This window comes from Brevundimonas guildfordensis (assembly GCF_014836405.1).
Classification (GTDB): Bacteria; Pseudomonadota; Alphaproteobacteria; order Caulobacterales; family Caulobacteraceae; genus Brevundimonas; species Brevundimonas guildfordensis.
This window is the reverse complement of sequence record NZ_JACSQU010000001.1, coordinates 1,535,843-1,558,243: the sequence shown is the minus strand read 5'-3', so window position 1 is coordinate 1,558,243 and position 22,401 is coordinate 1,535,843. Positions and strand designations below refer to the sequence as shown.

The 22,401-nt window shown below is 68.5% G+C and carries 13 protein-coding genes and 1 pseudogene; 3 read left to right on the top strand and 11 right to left on the bottom strand.

What is annotated here, in order from left to right; all coding sequences use genetic code 11:
* The first annotated feature begins 189 nt into the window (after positions 1–189).
* Positions 190–741: a DUF2939 domain-containing protein gene (locus tag H9656_RS07570; protein WP_191743543.1), complete on the top strand. Its 552-nt coding sequence runs from the start codon at positions 190–192 to the stop codon at positions 739–741.
* 187 nt (positions 742–928) lie between these two features.
* Here the strand turns inward: H9656_RS07570 and alaS are convergent, their stop codons facing one another.
* From alaS to H9656_RS14115, 4 genes and pseudogenes are all read right to left on the bottom strand, one after another.
* A complete protein-coding gene (gene alaS / locus H9656_RS07565) occupies positions 929–3,574 on the bottom strand; it encodes an alanine--tRNA ligase (protein ID WP_191743542.1) in 2,646 nt (881 codons plus the stop codon).
* Positions 3,575–3,706: 132 nt separating this feature from the next.
* The gene (gene rraA / locus H9656_RS07560; RefSeq protein WP_191743541.1) at positions 3,707–4,189 is read right to left on the bottom strand and encodes a ribonuclease E activity regulator RraA; all 483 of its coding nucleotides are present in this window, start codon (positions 4,187–4,189) and stop codon (positions 3,707–3,709) included.
* A gap of 253 nt (positions 4,190–4,442) precedes the next feature.
* Complete coding sequence (gene recA, locus H9656_RS14120; RefSeq protein ID WP_225212388.1) at positions 4,443–5,522, bottom strand: recombinase RecA; 1,080 nt, start codon at positions 5,520–5,522, stop codon at positions 4,443–4,445.
* A 324-nt stretch (positions 5,523–5,846) separates the two neighbouring features.
* Positions 5,847–7,193 (bottom strand): annotated as a pseudogene (locus H9656_RS14115) (CYTH and CHAD domain-containing protein); the annotation flags it as partial.
* 89 nt (positions 7,194–7,282) lie between these two features.
* Between H9656_RS14115 and H9656_RS07550 the strand changes: the two are divergent.
* Entirely contained in the window at positions 7,283–8,863 is a 1,581-nt protein-coding gene (locus H9656_RS07550; RefSeq protein ID WP_191743539.1) for a bifunctional GNAT family N-acetyltransferase/carbon-nitrogen hydrolase family protein, read from the top strand.
* A gap of 25 nt (positions 8,864–8,888) precedes the next feature.
* On the opposite strand, the gene acs is transcribed toward H9656_RS07550, so the two are convergent.
* Both acs and H9656_RS07540 read right to left on the bottom strand, forming a co-directional pair.
* A complete protein-coding gene (acs, locus tag H9656_RS07545; RefSeq protein WP_191743538.1) occupies positions 8,889–10,826 on the bottom strand; it encodes an acetate--CoA ligase in 1,938 nt (645 codons plus the stop codon).
* Positions 10,827–10,861: 35 nt separating this feature from the next.
* Positions 10,862–12,220: a DcaP family trimeric outer membrane transporter gene (locus tag H9656_RS07540; protein WP_191743537.1), complete on the bottom strand. Its 1,359-nt coding sequence runs from the start codon at positions 12,218–12,220 to the stop codon at positions 10,862–10,864.
* A 182-nt stretch (positions 12,221–12,402) separates the two neighbouring features.
* Here H9656_RS07540 and H9656_RS07535 point away from each other — a divergent pair, with 182 nt between their 5' ends.
* On the top strand, positions 12,403–13,017 hold the full coding sequence (locus tag H9656_RS07535) for a response regulator transcription factor (protein WP_191743536.1): 615 nt from the start codon (positions 12,403–12,405) through the stop codon (positions 13,015–13,017).
* A gap of 25 nt (positions 13,018–13,042) precedes the next feature.
* Here H9656_RS07535 and H9656_RS07530 read toward each other — a convergent pair whose 3' ends face one another.
* From H9656_RS07530 to H9656_RS07510, 5 genes are all read right to left on the bottom strand, one after another.
* On the bottom strand, positions 13,043–16,432 hold the full coding sequence (locus H9656_RS07530) for a hybrid sensor histidine kinase/response regulator (protein WP_191743535.1): 3,390 nt from the start codon (positions 16,430–16,432) through the stop codon (positions 13,043–13,045).
* A gap of 113 nt (positions 16,433–16,545) precedes the next feature.
* Positions 16,546–18,201 (bottom strand): MFS transporter, encoded by a 1,656-nt coding sequence (locus H9656_RS07525; protein WP_404821558.1) that lies wholly within the window; start codon positions 18,199–18,201, stop codon positions 16,546–16,548.
* Positions 18,202–18,605: 404 nt separating this feature from the next.
* Complete coding sequence (locus tag H9656_RS07520) at positions 18,606–20,051, bottom strand: NAD-dependent succinate-semialdehyde dehydrogenase (protein ID WP_191743533.1); 1,446 nt, start codon at positions 20,049–20,051, stop codon at positions 18,606–18,608.
* Positions 20,052–20,118: 67 nt separating this feature from the next.
* Complete coding sequence (locus H9656_RS07515) at positions 20,119–20,721, bottom strand: response regulator transcription factor (protein ID WP_191743532.1); 603 nt, start codon at positions 20,719–20,721, stop codon at positions 20,119–20,121.
* Positions 20,718–21,998, bottom strand: a complete 1,281-nt coding sequence (locus H9656_RS07510) for a two-component system sensor histidine kinase NtrB (RefSeq protein ID WP_318240606.1) — start codon at positions 21,996–21,998, stop codon at positions 20,718–20,720. The genes H9656_RS07515 and H9656_RS07510 overlap by 4 nt, the downstream gene beginning before the upstream one ends.
* Between the last annotated feature and the right edge of the window lie 403 nt (positions 21,999–22,401).

The window sequence follows — 22,401 nt, the reverse complement described above, 5'->3', positions numbered from 1 at the left end:
CCTTTTTGTTGGGCGTGCCCTGGCCGCCATCCGTCGGGCGGGCGGTTCGCCCACTGGTGCCTGTGGGAAGCCTTCAGGCCCGTGAAAACACGCATTGAACCCGCCTGTGATCCATGTCCCTAATCCGCTTGGGGATTTTGGCGCCGTTTCGTCGTCGTCCCGTCGCGTTCGTAAGGCAGGGGAGGGCCGATGAACCGCAAACTGATCATACGTCTGGGATTGGCGGCGGCGGCCGTCTTCGTGGTCGCCTACGGCGTCTCGCCCCTGCTGGCGGCGCGGTCGCTGATCCAGGCGGCCAAGACCGGTGACGAAAAGGCGCTGGAGCGCCAGGTCGACTTTCCCGCCTTTCGCGCCAGCCTGAAAGACGAGCTGAACGCCCGCATGATGGTCGAGATGCGCAAGGACAAACGCCTCGGCGACAGCGGCCTGTCGGGGCTGGGGATGCTGTTTGCGCCGGCCCTCGTGGGCGGGGCGGTCGACGCCTTCGTCACGCCTCAGGCGATCGCCCTGATGGTGCAAGAGGGCCGCGCGCCCAAGGCGGAGATCAAGCGTCAGGAGCCGCAGGAGCCGAAGTCCGACGACAAGCGCGTGCGCCAGTCGTGGGGCTATCGCGACCTGGACACCTTCGCCGTCACCCTGACCCGCGACGACCAGCCGGACGAGCAGGTCTCCCTGCTGATGAAGCGTCGCAACCTGTTCGACTGGAAGCTGGCGGCGATCGATCTGGGGACGCCGGAGTAGGCTTCTCCTCCCCATGCCATGGGGAGGTGGATCGGCGGCGCAGCCGACGAGACGGAGGGGCCGCCTGGTTCCGCAGTCCCAAGGCCCCTCCACCACTTCGCGGTCCCCCTCCCCATTTCATGGGGAGGAAAGAAAAAGGGCGGCGCATCGGATGCGCCGCCCTTTGTCGTTCAGCCTGAAAGGGCGATCAGCCCTTCAGCGCGGCGCGGATGGCGTTCAGGCCGTCCTCGGCCTTCGATCCGTCCGGGGCGCCGCCCTGGGCGAAGTCGGGCTTGCCGCCCGCGCCCTTGCCGCCCATGGCGATGACCGCGTCGCGGGCCAGGTCGGCCGCATCGACCTTGCCGGCCATGTCCGGCGTCGCGGCGACCGTGATGGCCGCCTTGCCGTCGGTGACGCCGACCAGGGCGACTACGCCCGAGCCGATCTGCTTCTTGAAGTCCTCGGCCACGCCGCGCAGGCCCTTGCCGTCGACGCCGTCCAGCACGCGGGCGATCAGCTTGATCCCGCCGATCTCCTCAGGCGCGGCGTTGGCGCCCGCGCCGCCGCCCAGGGCCAGCTGCTTCTTCAGCTCGGCGACCTGCTTCTCCAGCGTCTTGACCGAGGCCTGCAGGCCCTCGACGCGCGCCGGAACTTCCGCGGGCTGAATCTTGAAGCTCTGGGCCAGGTGGCGGGCGACGTTGGCCTGTTCCTGCAGGAAGCGGCGGGCCGCGTCGCCGGTCAGGGCCTCGACACGGCGCACGCCGGCGGCCACGCCGCCTTCCGAGACGATCTTGAACAGGGCGATGTCGCCGGTGCGGAAGACGTGGGTACCGCCGCACAGTTCGACCGAATAGGCGCCCGGACCGTTCAGCGCGTGGCCCAGAGTCAGGACGCGGACCTCGTCGCCGTACTTCTCGCCGAACAGGGCCACGGCGCCGGCCGCGATGGCGGCGTCGGGCGTCATCAGCTCGGTCGTGGCCGGCACGTTCTGGCGGATGACGGCGTTCACCTCGTCCTCGATGCGGGCGATCTCCTCGTCCGTCAGCGGGGCGTTGTGGCTGAAGTCGAAGCGCATGCGCTCGGCGTCGACCATCTGACCCTTCTGGGCGACGTGGGCGCCCAGCACGTTCTTCACGGCGGCGTGGAACAGGTGGGCGGCCGAGTGGTTGGCGCGGGTGGTCGGGCGCGAGCCCTCCTCGACCGTGGCGGTCACGCTCGCGCCGGTCGTCAGCGCGCCTTGCGTCACCTCGACGGTGTGCACGTGCAGGTCGCCAGCGTGCTTCTTGGTGTCCAGCACGCGGCCTTCGCCGCCGCTCCAAACCAAGGCGCCCTTGTCGCCCGCCTGACCGCCGCCTTCGCCGTAGAAGGGGGTCTTGTCCAGCAGCACCTCGACCGTCTCGCCGGTCGCGGCGGAGGGGCTTTCCACGCCGTCCTTGACGATGGCCAGGACCTTGCCTTCGCCGGTCTCGGACTCATAGCCGGTGAACTCGGTCGCGCCGTGCTGGTCGCGCAGAGCCAGCCAGGCGCCGGCCGAGGCGGTCTGGCCCGAACCCTTCCAATGCTCGCGCGAGCGGTCGCGCTGCTCGGTCATGGCCGTCTCGAAGCCGTCGACGTTGACGGTGAAGCCGCGACGGCGGGCCTCGTCCTGCGTCAGGTCCAGCGGGAAGCCGTAGGTGTCGTACAGGGTGAAGGCCGTCTGGCCGTCCAGCATGTCGCCCGCCTTGAAGCCGGTCGTCGCTTGATCGAACAGGTTCATGCCGCGACCCAGCGTGGTGCGGAAGCGGATCTCTTCCTGCTTCAGCGTGTCCTCGATGAAGGCCTGGGCGCGGCCCAGCTCGGGATAGGCCTCGCCCATCTCCTCGACCAGGGTCGGCACCAGACGGTGCATCAGCGGGTCCTGGGCGCCCAGCAGGTGGGCGTGGCGCATGGCGCGGCGCATGATGCGGCGAAGGACATAGCCCCGGCCCTCGTTCGACGGGGTCACGCCGTCGGCGATCAGGAAGGCGGTCGAGCGCAGGTGGTCGGCGATGACCCGGTGCGACGGGGCGCGCTCGCCCTCGGCCTTGGTGCTGGTCAGTTCCTCGGAGGCGTGGATCAGGCTCTTGAACAGATCGACGTCATAGTTGGAGTGGACGCCCTGCAGCACGGCGGCGATGCGCTCCAGACCCATGCCGGTGTCGACCGACTTCTTGGGCAGTTCGCGAACGATCTCGTCGTTCTCCTTTTCGAACTGCATGAAGACGTTGTTCCAGATCTCGACGAAGCGATCGCCGTCCTCGTCCGGCGAGCCGGGAGGGCCGCCGAAGATGTGGTCGCCGTGGTCGTAGAAGATCTCGGTGCAGGGGCCGCACGGACCGGAGTCGCCCATGGCCCAGAAGTTATCGTTGGTGGGGATGCGGATGATCTTCTCGTCCGCAAAGCCGGTGACCTTCTTCCAGATGTCGAAGGCTTCGTCGTCGGTATGATAGACGGTGACCAGCAGGCGGGCGGGGTCCAGGCCGAATTCCTTGGTCAGCAGGGTCCAGGCGCGCTCGATGGCGTGGTCCTTGAAGTAGTCCCCGAACGAGAAATTGCCCAGCATTTCAAAGAAGGTGTGGTGGCGCGCGGTGTAGCCGACGTTGTCCAGGTCGTTGTGCTTGCCGCCGGCGCGCACGCATTTCTGCGAGCTGGTCGCGCGCTTGTAGGGCGGGACGGCGCCGCCAGTGAAATAGTCCTTGAACGGCACCATGCCCGCGTTGACGAACAGCAGGGTCGGGTCGTTCTGCGGCACGAGCGGAGCCGACTGCACCTTCTCGTGGCCGTCGGCGGCGAAGTAGTCGAGGAAGGTGGAACGGATCTGCTTCAGGCTGGTCATGGGCGTATCGCTCTGGAACTCGGGCGCGCGGGAGGAAATATCGGAACCGGCGTCATATAGGGATTTTGCGCCGAACGCATCACTGACGCTTGAGGCGACCGGAGGGGGCGGCGTTTTCTGGCGAGGCGCGGCCTAATCGTGCAGGCGACGGGGCGCGACGATCAGGCCGTCGGCGTCGGCATAGAGCCAGTCGCCGGGCGTGAAGATCACGCCGCCGAAGGCGGTGGGAATGTCGATCTCGCCGATGGCGTCGCGGTCGGCGCGCAGGGGGATCGTCCCCAGAGCTTTGACGCCCACGTCCATGGCATCGATGACGGCGCGGTCGCGGATGGCGCCGTGGACGACGATCCCCGCCCAGCCGTTGGCGATCGCCAGCCTCGCCAGATTGTCGCCGACTAGGGCTCGTTTCAACGAACCGCCGCCGTTAACGACCAGAACCGCGCCCTGGCCGGGCCGCTCCAGCGTCTGGCGGACCAGGGCGTTGTCGTCCAGCACGCTCAACGTGCGGATCGGACCGTGGAAGGCCGCGACCTGGCCGAAGCTGCGGAAGGGCGTCTGGCAGACCTTCACGACGTCAACGTGGGCGTCGCACAGGTCGGCGGTGGCGAAGGTCATGGGCAGGCTCCGTATATTTGCGCGCAGCTTGCCCGTGCGTCGTGATGGGAAACAAGCCGTGGGCTGCGAAAGCCCAAGCGCAGCGAAGACTTAGCCCGCCGAGATGAGCGGAGCAGCTGTGGTCGCCAAAAAAAAGAGGCCCGCCCGAAGCAGGTCGGGCGGGCCGGTCTCCGTCCGACCGGCCCCGCGGGGTCGGTAGGCGGGTCGCGAGGCGGCGAACGGAGAAGCTCTGTTCAGGTCCTGAAGAGGGCGATCAGCCCTCCAGGTCTTGGCCCTCGTCGGGTTCGGGGGCGCCCAGCATGTCGTCGGCGATCTTGGCGGTGGACTGGCGCACCGCCTTTTCGATCGAGGCGGCCATGTCGGGGTTGTTCTTGAGGAACTCCTTGGCGTTCTCGCGGCCCTGACCGATGCGGGTGGAGTCGTAGGAGAACCAGGAGCCGGACTTCTCCACGATGCCCGCCTTGACGCCCAGGTCGATGATCTCGCCGATCTTGGAGATGCCTTCGCCGTACATGATGTCGAAGATGACCTCGCGGAACGGCGGGGCGACCTTGTTCTTGACCACCTTGACCCGGGTGGTGTTGCCGACCACCTCGTCGCGGTTCTTGATCGCGCCGGTGCGGCGGATGTCCAGGCGCACCGAGGCGTAGAACTTCAGCGCATTGCCGCCCGTCGTCGTTTCCGGCGAGCCGTACATCACGCCGATCTTGTGACGGATCTGGTTGATGAACAGGACGATGCACTTCGACTTGGAGATCGAGGCCGTCAGCTTGCGCAGGGCCTGCGACATCAGACGGGCCTGAAGGCCGGGCAGGCTGTCGCCCATCTCGCCTTCGATTTCGGCGCGGGGCGTCAGGGCGGCGACGGAGTCGACCACCACGATGTCCACGGCGCCGGAACGCACCAGGGTGTCGACGATCTCCAGCGCCTGTTCGCCCGTGTCGGGCTGCGACACCAGCAGGTCGTCCAGGTTGACGCCCAACTTCTGGGCGTAGACCGGATCCAGCGCATGTTCGGCGTCGACGAAGGCGGCCACGCCGCCCTTCTTCTGGACCTCGGCTACGGTGTGCAGGGCCAGGGTGGTCTTGCCCGAGGATTCCGGACCGAACACCTCGATCACCCGGCCGACCGGCAAGCCGCCGATGCCGAGCGCCATGTCGAGGCCGAGCGAGCCGGTCGAGACGCTCTCGATCTCGGCCACCTGTCCGGCCTTACCCAGTTTCATGACCGAGCCCTTGCCGAAGGCGCGATCGATCTGCGCGATCGCCGCCTCTAGAGCGCGTTGTTTGTCGCTGTCTTCTTTACCCACGAGCTTCAGTGCCGCCTGTGACATTGGTTTTCTCTCCCTTGCCATGATTCCCATCTGACTTCGGGAGAGACCCGCCACGGACCCGCTCCCTTGGTGAAGCGGACTATGGACACGGTTTGTTCTTGTTCGCAAGATGTTCTCGTGAACTGAACAAGAACATTCATCACCCTGCGACCGATTTTGTCGTGTCTTCCTTAGCCGCGCCAGAAGGGCCGGGCGCGGGACAGGCGGACGAAGGCGCGGCTTGAGGCGGCGTGAAGCGCAGCGGCGCTCTGTTCGCGGCGGGCGCCCGGCGGCGAAGGCGATCTCGGGCGAGGTCAGGCGGGCGTCGGCGGGGATGCGGTCGCGGGCGACGGCCAGGTCGTTGAGGGCGCCGAAGGCGTCCTGCGTCGTCTCGAGCGCGTCAAGGAAGCCTGTTTCGCGGCGGGGACGGTCGAACAGGCCGGCGAAGAACTCGGCCGCATAACGCAGGCGTTTCACCCGGATGCGCAGGCGGTGGCGGCCCGCGGCGTCCAGCCGGTCGAGGCGACGACCGCCTCGTCGCACACGCCGGTTGAGCCGCTCCAAAGCCTCGGCGGCGAAGTCGGCGACGGGCCGCCGCCGCCGCCATGTCCGCACCGGGTCGGGGTCGCTGCGCCAGGCGCCAACCTCGATCCAGGCCAGGGTCTCGAGCATCAGGGCGGCGTAGCGCGGCGAGTCGATCGCCGCCAGGGCCCGGCGATAGGCGCCGCTGCGCGCCGCCAAGAGGCGCAGGCCCAAGGGGGCGAAGCCGGGATCGGGCGTCTCCAGCACGGCCGGGTGGAAGACGTCGCGGATGAAGACGTCCAGATCGCGAGCGGCGTCGGTTTCGTGCGCCAGCCATTTGAGCTCGGCGACGACGGGTTCGGCGTCCTGGCCCAGCAGCGGGGCGAACACCGACAGGGCGGCGCGCAGGCGGCGTAGGCCCACCCTCAGCTGGTGCAGGGCCTCGGGCCGGCGCACCCTTCGCAGCAGCTCGGCGTTGGCCGACGCCTGGCCCAGGGCGGCCAGGGCGGTGCGGCGCAGGGCCGTCTCGGCGCTCAGGGCGCGGGGCAGGGAATCGGCGACCGCGAAGCGGGGCGCGCGCTCAAGCCCCTCGGCCAGGCGCCAGCCGCGTTCGGCCTTGCTCTCGAACAGGGGAACCAGGGCGATGTCGGCCGACAGGCGCCGGGCCAGGGCGAACAGGGCCTCGGGCGGGCCCTCCTTCAACTCCAGCTCCAGTTCGCGCAAGGGCTCGGCGCGGTCGCCCGCCGACAGTTCGCCCTCGTCATAGGCGGCCTCGATCACGGCGCCGTCGTAGGCGACCAGACGGGTGCGGCGCCGCACCGTGCTGGCGAAGCGGGGGGCCAGGTCGCGGCGGCGGCCTTTCAGAATGGCGGCCGCCGGCGTCGGCTTCAACGCCGTCCAATCCAGGGCCTCGCTGGCGACCGGCATGTCCCATTCGGCGCGGTTGAGGACGTCGCCGCCGGCCTGACCCTTCAGCGTCTGGACGAAGCCGCGCCCGGTCGCGCGCACGCGCAGGCCCCAGCCCGCGCGCCGCAACGCCTGGTCAGGCGTGTCGAAATAGACGGAGCGCAGGGTGTGCACGCTCTCCTCGCCCGCCAGGGCCGGGTGGGCGTCCAGGCGCGCGGCGGCTCCGGGACCGAGCCGAAATTTCAGTTCAACTTCCTGCGCCATGCCGGACATGTCGCCATTGTGCGCCTATCCTCATGCCGGTCCAAGACGATGAAATGATCCAACGGCCAAGCTCGAGCGTTAGGTGTTGCATGACTGATCTTCAGACCGCCCAAACCGCCCAGAACGCCGAACCGGCCAAGCCCGCCGTCCTGACCATCCGCAACGCCCGCATGGGCGACGTGGCCGGGATCAACGCCCTGGTGGCGCGGGTCTACAAGGACATGCCGCCCTACACGGCGGGGATGCTGCGGGGCCAGATCGCGACCTATCCCGACGGCCAGTTCGTGGTCGAGTTCGAAGGCGAGATCGTCGGCTACGCGGCCAGCTTCCGCATCGATGAGAAGTCGGCGATGGGACCGCACACCTGGGACCAGATTACCGGCGGCGGCTATGGCGCGCGGCACGATCCGGCGGGCGAGTGGCTGTACGGCATGGAGGTCTGCGTCGACCCCGCCCGGCGCCGCCTGCGCATCGGCCAGCGCCTGTATGACGCGCGCCGCGACCTGTGCGAGGCGCAGAACCTGAAGGGCGTCGTCTTCGGCGGCCGGATGCCCGGGCTGGCGCGGCGCCGCGCCGCCTATCCCGACCCGAACGCCTATGTCGAGGCGGTGCGCGACCGCAAGGTGAAGGACCCGATCATGGCCTTTCACCAGCGTTCGGGCTTCGAGCCGGCGGGGGTGCTGCTGAACTATCTGCCGTCGGACAAGGCGTCGCTGGGTCACGCGGCGCGCTGGGTCTGGCGCAACCCCTACTATGTCGAGGCGACGGGCAAGGGGGCGGCCTTTGCGGTCAAGGAGACGGTGCGGGTGGCGACGGTCCAGCTGCAGATGCGCAAGGTCGAGAGCTTCCAGGAGTTCATGGACAACGTTGAATATTTCGTCGACGTGGTGTCGGACTATCGCGCCGACTTCGTGGTCTTTCCCGAGCTGTTCACGCTTCAGCTGCTGTCGCTGGAGACGAAGAAGCTGACCCCGGCGGAATCCATCGAGGCTCTGACCCGCTACACGCCGCGCTTCGTCGAGGCGATGCGCGAGCTGGCGGTCGGCTACAACGTCAACATCATCGGCGGCTCTCACCCGACGCGGACCGAGGACGGCGAGATCCAGAATGTCGCCTATGTCTTCCTGCGCGACGGCTCGGTGCATGAGCAGGAGAAGATCCACCCGACCCCGAATGAGCGCCACTGGTGGAACATCAAGGGCGGCGATCGGGTCCACGCCATCCCTACCGACTGCGGGCCGATCGGGGTGATGATCTGCTACGATTCCGAGTTCCCCGAACTGGCGCGGCGCTTGGCGGACGAGGGCGCGCGCATTCTGTTCACCCCCTTCTGCACCGACAACCGGCAGGGCTATCTGCGCGTGCGCTACTGCTCGCAGGCGCGGGCCATCGAGAACCAGTGCTACGTCGTGCTGTCGGGCAACGTCGGCAACCTGCCCAACGTCGAGAACATGGACATCCAGTATGCCCAGTCTTGCATCCTGACGCCGTGCGACTTCCCCTTCGCGCGCGACGGGGTGGCGGCCGAGGCGAGCGAGAACGTCGAGACGGTGACGGTGGCGGACCTGGACCTGTCAGACCTGGCCTGGGCCAAGGCGCAGGGGACGGTGCGGAACCTGCGCGACCGCCGGTTCGATCTGTACAAGACGGTGTGGACGGACGGGGGGTGATCCTCCCGCCGTCCGTCCTGGATTTTCAGGCCGCCCGGTTCTTCACCAGATCGTCCACCACCGACGGATCGGCCAGGGTCGAAGTGTCGCCCAGGGCGCCCAGTTCGTTCTCGGCGATCTTGCGCAGGATGCGGCGCATGATCTTACCGGATCGGGTCTTGGGCAGGCCCGGCGCCCACTGGATCACGTCGGGCGCGGCGATGGGGCCGATCTCCTCGCGGACCTGGGCGACCAGGGCTTTGCGCAGGGCGTCGCTCGCCTCGACCCCCTTGTTCAGGGTGACATAGGCGTAGATGCCCTGACCCTTGATGTCGTGGGGGAAGCCGACGACGGCGGCCTCGGCCACGTCGTCGTGCAGGACCAGGGCGCTCTCGACCTCGGCCGTGCCCATGCGGTGGCCCGAGACGTTGATGACGTCATCGACCCGGCCGGTGATCCAGTAGTAGCCGTCCTCGTCGCGGCGGCAGCCGTCGCCGGTGAAATACTTGCCCGGATAGGTCGAGAAATAGGTCTCGAAGAAGCGTTGGTCGTCGCCATAGACGGTGCGCATCTGGCCCGGCCAGCTGTCGGTGATGCACAGATTGCCTTCGGTCGCGCCCTCCAGAACCGCGCCGTCCGCGTCGACGATCTGCAGCTCGACGCCGGGCAGGGGCTTGGTCGCCGAGCCGGGCTTCAGGTCGGTGGCGCCGGGCAGGGGCGAGATCAGGGCGCCGCCCGTTTCGGTCTGCCACCAGGTGTCGACGATGGGCAGGCGGCCCTCGCCGACGACCTCATGATACCAGCGCCAGGCCTCGGGGTTGATCGGCTCGCCGACGGTGCCCAGCAGGCGCAGCGACTTGCGGCTGGACGCCTTAACGGGCGCGTCGCCCTCGCGCATCAGGGCGCGCAGGGCCGTGGGGGCGGTGTAGAAGATGTTGACCTGGTGCTTGTCCACCACCTCCCAGAAGCGGCTGACGGTCGGATAGTTGGGCACGCCCTCGAACATCAGGCTGGTCGCCGCATTGGCCAGGGCGCCGTAGACGACATAGGTGTGGCCCGTGACCCAGCCCACGTCGGCTGTGCACCAGAAGACCTCGCCGGGACGGTAGTCGAACACCAGCTCATGCGTATAGCTGGCCCAAAACAGATAGCCGCCGGTGGTGTGCAGCACGCCCTTGGGCTTTCCGGTCGAGCCGGAGGTGTAGAGGATGAACAGCGGGTCTTCGGCGTTCATCGGCTCGGGCGCGCAGTCGGGCGAGGCCTTGTCCGTCTCGACGCCCCAGTCCAGATCGCGGCCTTCGACGAAGGGCACGTCGGCGCCGGTGTGGCGCAGGACGACGACGGTCTTCACCCCCGCGACCTTCTCCAGCGCCTTGTCGACATTGGCCTTCAGCGGCACGCGCTTGCCGGCTCGGCAGCCCTCGTCGGCGGTGATGACGAAGGTGGATTCGCAGTCCTCGATCCGCCCGGCGATGCTGTCGGGCGAGAAGCCGCCGAAGATGACCGAATGCACCGCGCCGATGCGGGCGCAGGCCAGCATGGCGTAGGCCGCCTCCGGGATCATCGGCAGATAGATGGTGACGCGGTCGCCCTTCTGGACGCCGTTGGCCTTCAACACATTGGCCAGGCGGCACACACGCTCATGAAGCTGCCCGAAGGTGACGGTTTCGCTGTCGGTCGGCTCGTCGCCTTCCCAGATGATGGCGACCTCGTCCTTGCGGGCGGGCAGGTGGCGGTCGATGCAGTTGACCGAGGCGTTCAGCACCCCGTCCTCGAACCAGCGGATGCGGAAGTCGGCCTTGTTGAACGAGACGTCCTTGATCTTGGTCGGGAAGGTCATCCAGTCCAGCCGCTCGGCCTGAGTGGCCCAGAAGGCCTCGGGAGTTTCGCGCGCCTGCATCCGGGCCGCTTCATAGCCGTCGCGGTCCATGTGGGCGCGGGCGGCCAGTTCAGCGGGGACGGGATAGATTTCCGGATCAGACACGCGTTTTTCCTCCAGGTTCTTTTATTTGTTCGGCCTTAGAAGCCGTATTTGGCGAACAGGATCAGACGGGTCATGTCGCCGTCCAGTCCTGACTCGAGTTTGCGGTCAGCGAACATCACCTCGGCGCCGACATCAAACGCCGTGACCGGCGACCAGATCAGATTGGCGTGAAGGCTCTGAGCCGAGCGATTGGCGCCGGTCCCGGTCAACAGCACGTCGTTGTCCACCCTCTGCGCCGACCAGATCAGGCTGGAGCGCCAGCCCGGCGCCCAGACGTGGCGATAGGCGGCGAAGCCCGCGACCACGCCGATGGCTTCCAGATCGCCCGCGGCGTCCAGCACCGCGTCGTTGGAGAAGTTCAGGCCGACATAGCGGCCGATGCCTTCTCCCCCCGTGACCATCAAGCGGACGTCGTCCTGCGCCCCGACCTTGAACCTGGCCGAGGCGGACAGGCCCCAGCCCACAGCGGTGGAATCCACGTTGGTCGCCGGGTTCTGATACTTCAGCTGGCGCACCAGCCCGGACAGCTGCATGTCGCCCCACGGGCGGCTGAGGCCATAGCGGGCGGTCAGGTCAGGCAGGCTGTTGTCGTCGGCGACGATCCGCGCGCCGCCGCCGAAAGGGGTGACGGTGGTCTCGGGGTTCTCCAGCGCGATGGAGAAGGGGCCGCGCGTATAACGGACCTGGGCCTGACGGGCGAAGACCGTGCCCTCGGCCGCGCCGACGAAGTCCGCGGATTCCGGCAGGACGGCGGTGTTCTGGAAGTTGGTCCACTCCTGACCGATCAGCCACTCATCGATGGTGACGAAGGCGCGGCGCAGGGCGGGGTTGGCGCCGCTGGTGGTGCGCTGATCGCCCGAGCCGGGCAGGGTCTGGAAGTCCATCTCCAGCCGCGTGCCGACCTTGCGGCCGCCGACCACGCCGTCGGTGGTCAGCCAGAAGCGGGTCTGGCGGGCGTTGAAGTCGGTCGCCACGTCCTCGCTGTCGCCGCCGACCGGGATGGAGCCGGGCAGGTGATAGTCGCGCAACGGATCGCCGTTGGCCGGGTCGCCGCCGGAATATTTCGACGCCATGAAGTCGGTCTTGATGAAGCCGCCGAACTTCACCGTGTGGTCGCCGATGCGGAAGCCTTCCTCGCGCGGGGCGTCAGAGACGGGCGTCGGCGCAGGTGTCGAAACGGGCGCGGGCCGGGCTTCAAGGCGGACGATGTCCTGCGCCTGCGAGGCCTGCTGCGTTCGGGCAGCGGCGACTTCGGACTTCAGGCTGTTCAGCTCGGCTTCGAGCTGGGCGATACGGGCTTCCAGTGCGGCGCTGGCGTCCTGAGCCAGTGCAGCGCCGGGCGCGAGCAGCAACGCGGCCGCAGCCACGCCGCCGAACAGACGGCAGCTTCCCATGCGAGGTCCTCCCAGACCGTTGTTCCGGGCCCGTCTGTCGCAGGCCTCAGGACGCCAGCATTCCGCTTGGTCAGGGTTTGCGGCCATTAGCCATTCGTCTAGTTTCGACCAAAGTCGAGGCGCGGCATGGTGTCGTCGCGACGCGGCCGAGTGAACAAGAACCGCGCGCGGGAAGGACCTTCATGGATCGCATCGTCGTCGCCGACGACCATCCCCTGTTTCGCGCGGCCTTGAGGTCGGCCGTCGAAAAGGCGTCTGCGGACGCGCAGATCGTCGAATGCGCCAGCCTGGCCGAGGCGCAGGCCGCTCTGGGCGCGGGGCCGGTCGATCTGCTGCTGCTGGACCTGAAGCTTTCGGACGTGGACGGCATGACGGGTCTGACGCTGATCCGCGCCGATCATCCGGCGGTGCCGGTCGCCGTCGTCTCGGCCAGCGAGGAGGCGCCGACCATCCGCCGCGCCCTGTCGCTGGGTGCGGCGGGCTTCATCCCCAAGTCGGCCGCCCTGCCCGAAATGGTCGAGGCCATCCAGGCCATCCTCGAGGGCGAGACCTGGGCGCCCGAGGTCGAGGCGGCAGGCGAGGAAGAGGCCGACCTTCAGGCTCGCATCGCCAGCCTGACGCCGTCGCAGCTGCGAATTCTGGAGGGGCTGAAGGTCGGGCGGCTGAACAAGCAGATCGCCTTCGACCTGGGCGTGACCGAGGCTACCATCAAGGCGCACCTGACCAGCGTTTTCCGCAAGCTGGGCGTGCAGAACCGGACCCAGGCGGTGATCCTGGCGCAGTCGCTGGATATCTGAATCCCTCTCCCACAAGGGGAGAAGGCTAGCTGCGGAGGAAGGCCTTCAACGCCGCCGGCTTGACCGGTTTCGGCAGCAGCACGGCGCCCGCGGCCGCCGCCTTCTCCTTCAGGCCGTCGCGCGTGTCGGCGGTGACCAGCGCGATGCGCCTCACCCCCTGCGCGCGCAGTTCGTCGACGGCGGCCAGCCCGTCTGGTTCGTCGTCGCCCAGATGCAGGTCGACCAGGGCCGCATCGAACGGGCCGACGGCCGCGCGCGCCTCGTCGACCGAACGCGCGGTCACGGCTTGCGCCCCCCAGCGGTCCAGCAAGGCCGTCAGGGCGTCGAGAATGGCGGGTTCGTTGTCCGCGCACAGCACCCGCAGACCGATCAGGGGCAGGCGCAGGTCGTCGGGCGTGATCTCTGGCTCGGGGGCGGCAGAGACGCGGGGAACGGCGACGCGGAAGGTCGTTCCGCGCCCGACGTGGGAGGCCAGCGACAGCGGGTGTCTCAGCAGGTCCGACAGCTTCTGCACGATGGCCAGGCCCAGGCCCGCGCCAGGCTCGTCCACCGGGGCGCCGGGCAGGCGCACGAACTCCCCGAAGACCGCCTGACGGTCGGCCTCGGCGATGCCGCGCCCGGTGTCGCAGACCAGAATTCGCACCCGCTCGCCGTCGCGCCGGGCGCCGATCAGCACACGGCCCCGGTCGGTGTAGCGGATGGCGTTGGCGATCAGGTTCTGCAGCATGGAGCGCAGCAGGTCGCGGTCCGAGGCGATCCACAGGCTGGACGGCGCCGCCGTCAGCGTCAGCCCCTTGGCGCGGGCGACCGGGGCGAACTCGCGCGCCAGTTCGTCGAACAGGCCGCCCAGGGCCAGCGGCGCTACGGCGGGCCGGACCCCGCCCGCCTCCAGCTTGGACAGGTTCAGAAGGGCGGTCAGCAGGCGGTGCGCGCTGTCGATGGCGCGGTCGGCGTTGGTCGCGAGGCCCTGTGCGGACGATCCGGCCAGGTCGGCGTCTTCTCTCAGGGCGGCGATGAACAGGCGGGCGGCGTGCAGGGGCTGAAGCAGGTCGTGGCTGGCGGCGGCCAGGAAGCGGGTCTTGGAGGCGGTGGCGTCCTCGGCCTGACGACGGGCCTCTTCCAGCCGTTCGGTGCGGTCGGCGACGCGGGCCTCCAGCCGCTCGTTGGCCTCTTCCAGCTCGCGCGCGGCGCGGCGCAGGGCGGTGATGTCGGTGTAGCTGGTGGCGTAGCCGCCGCCGGGGATGGGCGCGCCGGAAGACCGTAGAATTCGGCCGTCGGGCTGCTCGCGCTCGTGGTCGTGGGGGATGCGGCGCGCCAGCGCCTCCAGCCGTCGCTCGACCCAACTGTCGATCTCATGATCCGGCACGCCCGCCTCGCCGCGCTCGGCGTTCAGGCGATAGACGGCGGCGATGGGCAGGCCGACGTGGACGAAGCCGGCGGGCAGGTCGAACATCTCGACATAGCGGCGGTTCCAGGCGGTCAGGCGCAGGTCCTCGTCCACCACGCTGACGCCCTGGTCGATGTTGTCCAGCGTGGTCTGCAACAGATCACGGTTGAACTGGACGGCCTGGGACGCCTCGTCGAGCATCCGCACCACGTCCTCGGGCGCGCGGCCTCCGGCGGCCAGCGCCGCAGCCAGGACGCGGCGAGCGGCGGCGGCGCCGACGGCCCCCGCCAGCATCCGCTCGGCCGCGCGGGCCAGGGCGGCGTCGGCGGGGTCGGCGTCCTTCAGCCTGACGTCGGTTTCGCGCGCCCAGGCGGCGAAGGCGCGCTCGGCCCGCTCGTCGCCGATGAAGCGGGCGACCAGGGCGCGCAGGTCGCCGACCGAGGCCCCGGCCGAGCCGCCGCGCCCCTCCATCCAGTCGGGGCCGAGCCGGTCGACGAAGGCGCGGGCCTGGACCCGATCGATCAGGCGCGGCGGCCGCGCTCGCGACACCAGGACGAAGACGCCCAGATTCAGCGACAGACTGAGGAAGACCCCGGCCGCGAACGGGTCTTCCAGCCCCAGCATGGCGGGCACGTTCAGGCCGAAGCCGGGCGCCAGCTGCGGCGCGGCCAGCATGACGGCCCAGACCGCCATGCCCGCCGCCAGCCCGGCCAGCGCCCCGCTGGCCCGCCCGCCGCGCCACAGCACCGCCCCGAACAGCGACGGCGCCAACTGGGCCAGCGCTGCGAACGACACCAGGCCCATGGCCGCCAGTCCGCTGGTCCGGTCCATCGCCAGATAATAGAGCCAGGCGAGCAGCAGCAGGCCGACGATGGCCAGGCGGCGGATGTTCAGCAGGGTTCTGGCCATGTCCGGGGGGGGCATGTCCGGCAGCGCCGCGCCGCGTCGCCGGCCGGCGCCCATCAGCGGCAGGACCAGGTTGTTGGACACCATGGCCGACAGGGCCACGGCCTCGACGATGACCATGGCGGTGGCGGCCGAGAAGCCGCCGACGAAGACCACGGCGGTCAGCAGGCTCTGCCGCGCGCCCAGCGGCAGGGCCAGCACCAGCAGGTCGGGATTGGTCTGTGGGGTGAACAATCCCCCCGCCGCCACCAGCGGGAGGACGGCCAGGGTGGTCAGGATCAGGTACAGGGGGAAGATCCAGCGCGCGCGGCGCACCTGGGCCGGATCGCCGCCCTCGACGAAGGCGACGTGGAACTGACGCGGCAGGCAGAAGATGGCCAGGGTCGCCACCAGGGTGATGGCCATGAAGCGGGCGTCAATGTGGGGCCAGGCGCTCAACTGTCCCAGACTGTCGGTCACGGCCTGCCGCGAGGGCGAGGCGGCCAACAGCAAGACCGCGAAGACGGCCACCGCCAGCAGGGCGGCCAGCTTGACGATGGACTCGATGCCGATCGCCTGGATCAGGCCGCGGTTGTGCTCGGTCAGGTCGGGTCGTCGTGCGCCGAACAGGATGGCGAACCCGGCCAGGACCGCCGCCATGACCAGGACGGTCAGGCTCTCGGACCCGGCGACGGGGGTGCCGGCCGTGATCATCTCGCCCGCCATCGACAGCGACTTGAGTTGAAGGGCGATGTAGGGGACCGAGCCGAGGATGGCGACGCCGGCCACCGCCGCGCCCAGCGCCGGGCTCTTGCCGTAGCGGGATGAGATGAAGTCCGCCATCGAGCCGACGTTCTCGCGCCGGGCCGCCGAGGCGATGCGCCGCCACAGGGGCAGCAGCAGGGTCAGCCCGAGGATCGGCCCGACATAGATGGGCAGATACTCCCACCCGTCCCGCGCCGCCGTGCCGACGGCGCCATAATAGGTCCACGACGTGCAGTAGATGGCCAGCGACAGGGCGTACAGCGACGGTCCCAGCATCCCGCGTCGCGCCTTGATCTGCGGCCGCTCGTACCACCAGGCGATGCCGAACAGAGCGGCCATGTAGAAGGCTGTCAGGGCCAGGGTGGCGAGGCTGAACATGGGCGTCATCTGGGCCGGGCGCGATCGCGCGGGCAAGTGAAAAAGAGGGCGGCCAGGCCGAAGCCGGACCGCCCGCAGGTTTGGCGAAAGTCAGTTGTTATGGAGGTTTCCGATCAGTCGTGGATGTTCACGTCCTTGCCTTCCTTCACGAAGAGGACGCCGATGATCAGGGTCAGCACGGCGATGGCGATGGGGTACCACAGGCCGTAGTAGATGTTGCCCGTGGCCGCGACCATGGCGAAGGCGGTGGTCGGCAGGAAGCCGCCGAACCAGCCGTTGCCGATGTGATAGGGCAGCGACATGGAGGTGTAGCGCACCTTGGTCGGGAACATCTCGACCAGGGCGGCGGCGATCGGGCCGTAGACCATGGTCACATACAGGACCAGCAGGAACAGGATGCCGATCACCAGCGGCTTGTTGACCAGTTCGCTGTCGGCCTTGGCCGGATAGCCGGCGTCCGCGAGGGCGGCGGTCAGGCCGGCGTCCCAGGTCTTCTTCTGGGCGTCGAAGTCGGCCTTGGCCATGGCCTTGCCGTTGAAGCTGTCGACCACGCGGTCGCCGATGCGCACCTGCGCTACGGACCCGGCGGGAGCGGCCTCATTGACGTAGGTGACGCCCGCCTTGGCCAGGTGGGTCTTGGCGACGTCGCACGAGCTGTTGAAGACGGTCTTGCCGACGGGGTCGAACTGGAAGTGGCAGTCGGCCGGATCGGCGACGACGGTCACCGGCGACGAGGCCGCTGCAGCGGCCAGTCGCGGGTTGGCCGCCTCCGTCAGGGCACCGAACAGCGGGAAGTAGGTCACGGCGGCCAGCAGGCAGCCGGCCATGATGATGGGCTTGCGCCCGATCTTGTCCGACAGCCAGCCGAAGATGATGAAGAAGGGCGTCGCCAGCGCCAGGGCGGCGGCGATCAGGATATTGGCCAGGGTCGGATCGACCCTCAGCGTCTTCTCCAGGAAGAACAGGGCGTAGAACTGACCCGTGTACCAGACCACGGCCTGACCGGCCGCCAGGCCGAACAGGGCGATCAGCACCAGCTTCAGGTTCGGCCACTTCATGAAGCTGTCCTTCAGCGGCGTGGTCGAGCCCTTGCCCTCGGCCTTCATGCGCTTGAACGCCGGGCTTTCCGACAGCTTCAGGCGGATCCACAGGGACACGCCCAGCAGCAGGATCGAGACCAGGAAGGGGATGCGCCAGCCCCATGCGACGAAGGCCTCTTCGCCGACGCTGAAACGGACGCCCAGGATCACGGCCAGGCTAAGCAGCAGGCCCACGGTGGCGGTGATCTGGATGAAGGAGGTGTAGAAGCCGCGCTTGCCCTCGGGGGCGTGCTCGGCGACGTAGGTGGCGGCGCCGCCGTATTCCCCGCCCAGCGCCAGGCCCTGGATCAGGCGCATCAGCACCAGGATGATCGGGGCGGCGATGCCGATGGCGGCGTAGGGCGGCAACAGGCCGACCACGAAGGTCGAGACGCCCATCAGCAGCATGGTCACCAGGAAGGTGTTCTTGCGCCCCCACAGATCGCCCATGCGGCCGAAGACGATGGCCCCGAACGGACGGACCGCAAAGCCTGCGGCGAAGGCCATCAGGGCGAAGATGAAGCCGGTGGTCTCGTTCACGCCCGAGAAGAACTGGGCGGAGATGATCGCGGCCAGCGAGCCGTAGAGATAGAAGTCGTACCATTCGATGACGGTGCCGACGGAGGAGGCGAGAATCACCAGCCGGTCGTTCTTGTCGACCGTGTGCTCCGCGCCCTCCGCCGCATCCATGGTGCGGTCGGTCATGGGCAGTTCCCTTCCTGTGCGGCCGCGATGCGCGGCGCGTTTCCCTCGCGCCCGGCGTACTTCGCGCCAGGCGTCGGAAGGGAGAGTGACAGCAGGAACGGCGGTTTGCGCAGACCGACCTTGGTCGAATGATCGCAGTAAGGAACCCTCTCCCGGCGGGAGAGGGCTTGAGCTTCGGAGAGCCGAAGGCGATCCGCAAAGCGAAAGGGTGAGGGGCTTGTCCCGTCAGTCGGCGTGAGCCGTCGCAAAACGTCGAGGCGTCTGTCGGTGGGTTAGGTGGGTGGTTTAAGCGGCGCGCCGAAGCCGTTCACCGCGAACCCTCACCCTTTCGCCTGTTCCAATCGCTGACGCTCTTGGAGGCTCAAGCCCTCTCCCACCTGGAGAGGGACTTAAATCCCCATGCAGAGGTATTTGATCTCCAGATAGTCCTCGATGCCGTGGCTGGAGCCTTCGCGGCCGAGGCCGGATTGCTTGATCCCGCCGAAGGGCGCGACCTCGGTGGAGATCAGGCCGGTGTTGATGCCGATCATGCCGGTCTGCATCGCCTCGGCCACGCGCCAGACGCGGCTCAGGTCGCGGGCGTAGAAATAGCCCGCCAGGCCGAAGATGGTGTCGTTGGCCAGCGCAACGCCTTCCTCTTCGGTCTCGAAGCGGACGACGCCGGAGACGGGACCGAAGGTCTCCTCGCGGCACATCTGCATGTCCTGGGTCACGCCCGATAGGACCGTCGGCTGGTAGAAGGTGCGGCCCAGTTCGTGGCGGGCGCCGCCGGTCAAAAGGGTCGCGCCCTTGGCCAGGGCGTCGGCGACGTGTTCCTCGACCTTCTTCACCGCCTTCTCGTCGATCAGGGGGCCGATCTGGACGCCGTCGTCCAGGCCGTTTCCGATCTTCAGCGCCTGCGTGGCCTGGGTCAGCTTGGCGACGAATTCATCGTAGACGGCGGACTGCACATAGAAGCGGTTGGTGCAGACGCAGGTCTGGCCCGCGTTGCGGTATTTGGAGGCCACGGCGCCCGCCACGGCCGCGCCCACATCGGCGTCGTCGAAGACCAGGAAGGGGGCGTTGCCGCCCAGCTCCAGGCTCATCTTCTTGATGGTCTGCGACGACTGCTGCATCAGCAGGCGGCCGATCTCGGTCGAGCCGGTGAAGCTGATCTTGCGCACGGTCTCATTGGACGTCAGTTCGCCGCCGATGGCCGAGGCCGAGCCGGTGACGACGTTGAACAGGCCGGGCGGCAGGCCCGCCTCTTCCGCCAGTACGGCCAGCGCCAGGGCCGACAGCGGCGTCTGGCTGGCGGGCTTCAGCACGACGGCGCAACCGGCGGCCAGGGCCGGGCCGACCTTGCGGGTGATCATGGCGGCGGGGAAGTTCCACGGCGTGATCGCCCCCACCACCCCGACCGGCTGACGCAGCGTCACCAGCCGCTTGGAGGCGTCATGGCTCGGGATGACCTCACCATAGGTGCGTTTGGCCTCCTCGGCGAACCATTCGATGAAGCTGGCGGCATAGGCGATCTCGCCCTTGGCCTCGGTCAGGCTCTTGCCCTGTTCGCGGGTCAGCAGGCGCCCCAGCGCGTCCTGCTCGCTCATCATCAGGTCGAACCAGCGGCGCAGGATGCGGGCGCGCTCGCCCGCGGTCCTGGCGGCCCAGGGCTTCATCGCGGCTTCGGCGGCGGCGATGGCGCGACGGGTCTCAAGGGCGCCCATGTCGGGCACGGTCGCCAGCACCTCGCCCGTGGCCGGGTTGGTCACGTCGATCGTTCCGCCGCCGTCGGCGTCGATCCAGCGGCCGTCGACATAGGCCTGATGACGCAGCAGGCGGGCGGGATCGGACATCGGGCGGCTCCTTCGGCGGAATCGGGGAGCCGACATAACGCGCCGGGACGGGCGGGGCTGCAATGGTCTAGGTCAGCATCAGCCCCATGCGCACCAGGGCCGACAGGCTGTCGGCTTCCATCTTGGCCATGACCTTGGCGCGGAAGACTTCGACCGTGCGCGGGCTGATCTTCAGCTGCAACGCGATCTCCTTGTTGGACAGGCCGGCGACCAGGGCGTCGAAAACCTGCCGCTCGCGTGGGGTCAGGCGTCCCAGACGCAACTGCGCCGATTGGCGGGCCTGCTGGCGCTGGTCCAGGTCATCCAGCCGGTTCAGGCACCCGCGCACCGCCTCGATCAGACGCTCGGGATCGAACGGCTTCTCGATGAAGTCGACGATGCCGGACTTCATCATCTGCACCGCCATGGTCACGTCGGCGTGGCCGGTGATGACGATGATGGGCCAGGCGTCGCCGCGCAGCTCGATCAAACGGCGAACCAGTTCGGCGCCGTCCATGCCGGGCATGCGAACATCGGTGATGACGCAGGCGGCGGCGTCCTCCGGCAAGGCGGCGAAGAAGTCGGCGCCTCCGGCGAAGCCTCGCGCCCGCACGCCGTCGGCGCGGAGCAGGGCCAGCAGGGAGTCCCGCACGGCGTGATCATCGTCGATGACAAAGACGGACCGGCTCACTGCGCGGCTTCCTCATGACGACGCAGGGCGAAGGCGAAGGCGGCGCCCCCCATCGTCGGACTTCTGCGCGCCGACAATGCGCCGCCGTGACGCTCCACGATGGTGCGCGTGACGGACAGGCCCAGCCCCATCCCGCCCGACTTGGTGGTCGTCAGCGGCTGGAAGATGCGTTCGGCGTCCGCCTCGGCGATGCCGGGGCCGTTGTCCTCGACGGTGATGCGGTAGACGGGGCCTTCCACCCGTCCGGTGACGCTGACCGCGCCGCCGCCAGGTCGCTCCGCCGCCGCCTCGACGGCGTTGCGCACCAGATTGACCAGAGCCTGCTGGAACTGGATCCGGTCGGCGCGGACATGGTCGTTCTCGGCCTCGGCGTCGAGGCGAACCTGCACGTTCCGGTCCTGGCCGATCATCTGCAGGATCGGGGCAAGATCCTCGATCATGGAGGAGACGCGCTCTCGCCCCAGCACGCTGGTTTCGATGGTCAGGAGCTCGCGCATCCGATGAATGAGACTGCCGGCGCGAAGCAGTTGCTCCTTGGCCAGATCGAGCGGACGCCGGGCGGCCTCGCCGGCGGCGCCCGCCTTGAGCATTTCCGCGCGGCTGGCGTGCATATAGGCGGTGGCGGCGCTGAGCGGCTGATTCAGCTCATGGGCCAGGGTGGCCGCCATCTCGCCCAGGGAGTTCAGTCGCCAGACCTTGTTGAGCTGGGCGTGCAGTTCGCGCGCCTGGGCCTCGGCCGCGTGCGAGCGCGTCAGATCGGTCAGGGCCAGCGCCACATGCTCCAACGCGGCGCCGCCCGGCCCGGGCGTGGGCGGGATCAGGCCGAAACGCAGGCTGAGAGGAAAGGTCGAACCGTCCGCTCGGCGCCCGGTCCAGTGGCCGTGACGGGCCTCCAGCTGGCCCGCCTGGGCGCCGGCCCGCAGCACCGCGTCCATGTCGAACTCGGTCGTCAGATCCGCAAAGGCGCGCCCCAGCGCCGCCTCGCGCGGCAGGCCAAACAGGGCGACGGCGGCGCCGTTCATCCGCTGGATCAGGCCGTCCCGGCTCAAGGTGAGGGCAGGGGTGGATAGAAAGGCGGCATGCAGCATGGCGTCGCGCGCCGTCAGCTGTCGCGCCATGTCGCGGTCCTGACGCCAAGCCGCGATCAGGCTCAGCGTCGAAAGCAGGGTCAGCACGGCGCCGGCCAGGATCGGCAGATCGGTCCGTGGCGCCCAAACGCCCGCCTCGGGTTCGGCCGGAGCCGCCATGGCGATCAGCAGGACGACCCCCGTCAGCACCGAAAACGCCAGAGCCGCGGCCCAGGCGTGAGGCGCGCGATACGATGCGACCGGGTGACGATCTAATGCGGAATAAATCGAAAGTCCTCCTCGCGCCGCCCGACCGGGGCCGAGATCTTTCGTTGCGACATCGCGGGAATCTAGCCGCCGGCGCGTTCTAAATATTCGCTGTGAAGGTTGCAATAAGCGCCATTGCGTTTTGAGAGGACAGAAAGCGTCATTTCTGAGTATAACGACGATACTCTTTTTAGCGTTAACGCTGTTGCTTAACTGTACCCGTCCAGTGGGGGCGAGTGGCGCTATCAACAGATGTCCGTCCTGCGGCCGATAGCTCTGCGCCCCGGAGTGCGGGTTTATACGTAGGCGTCAGTTTACGATTCCATACGGAACTGCTCGGCAAGAA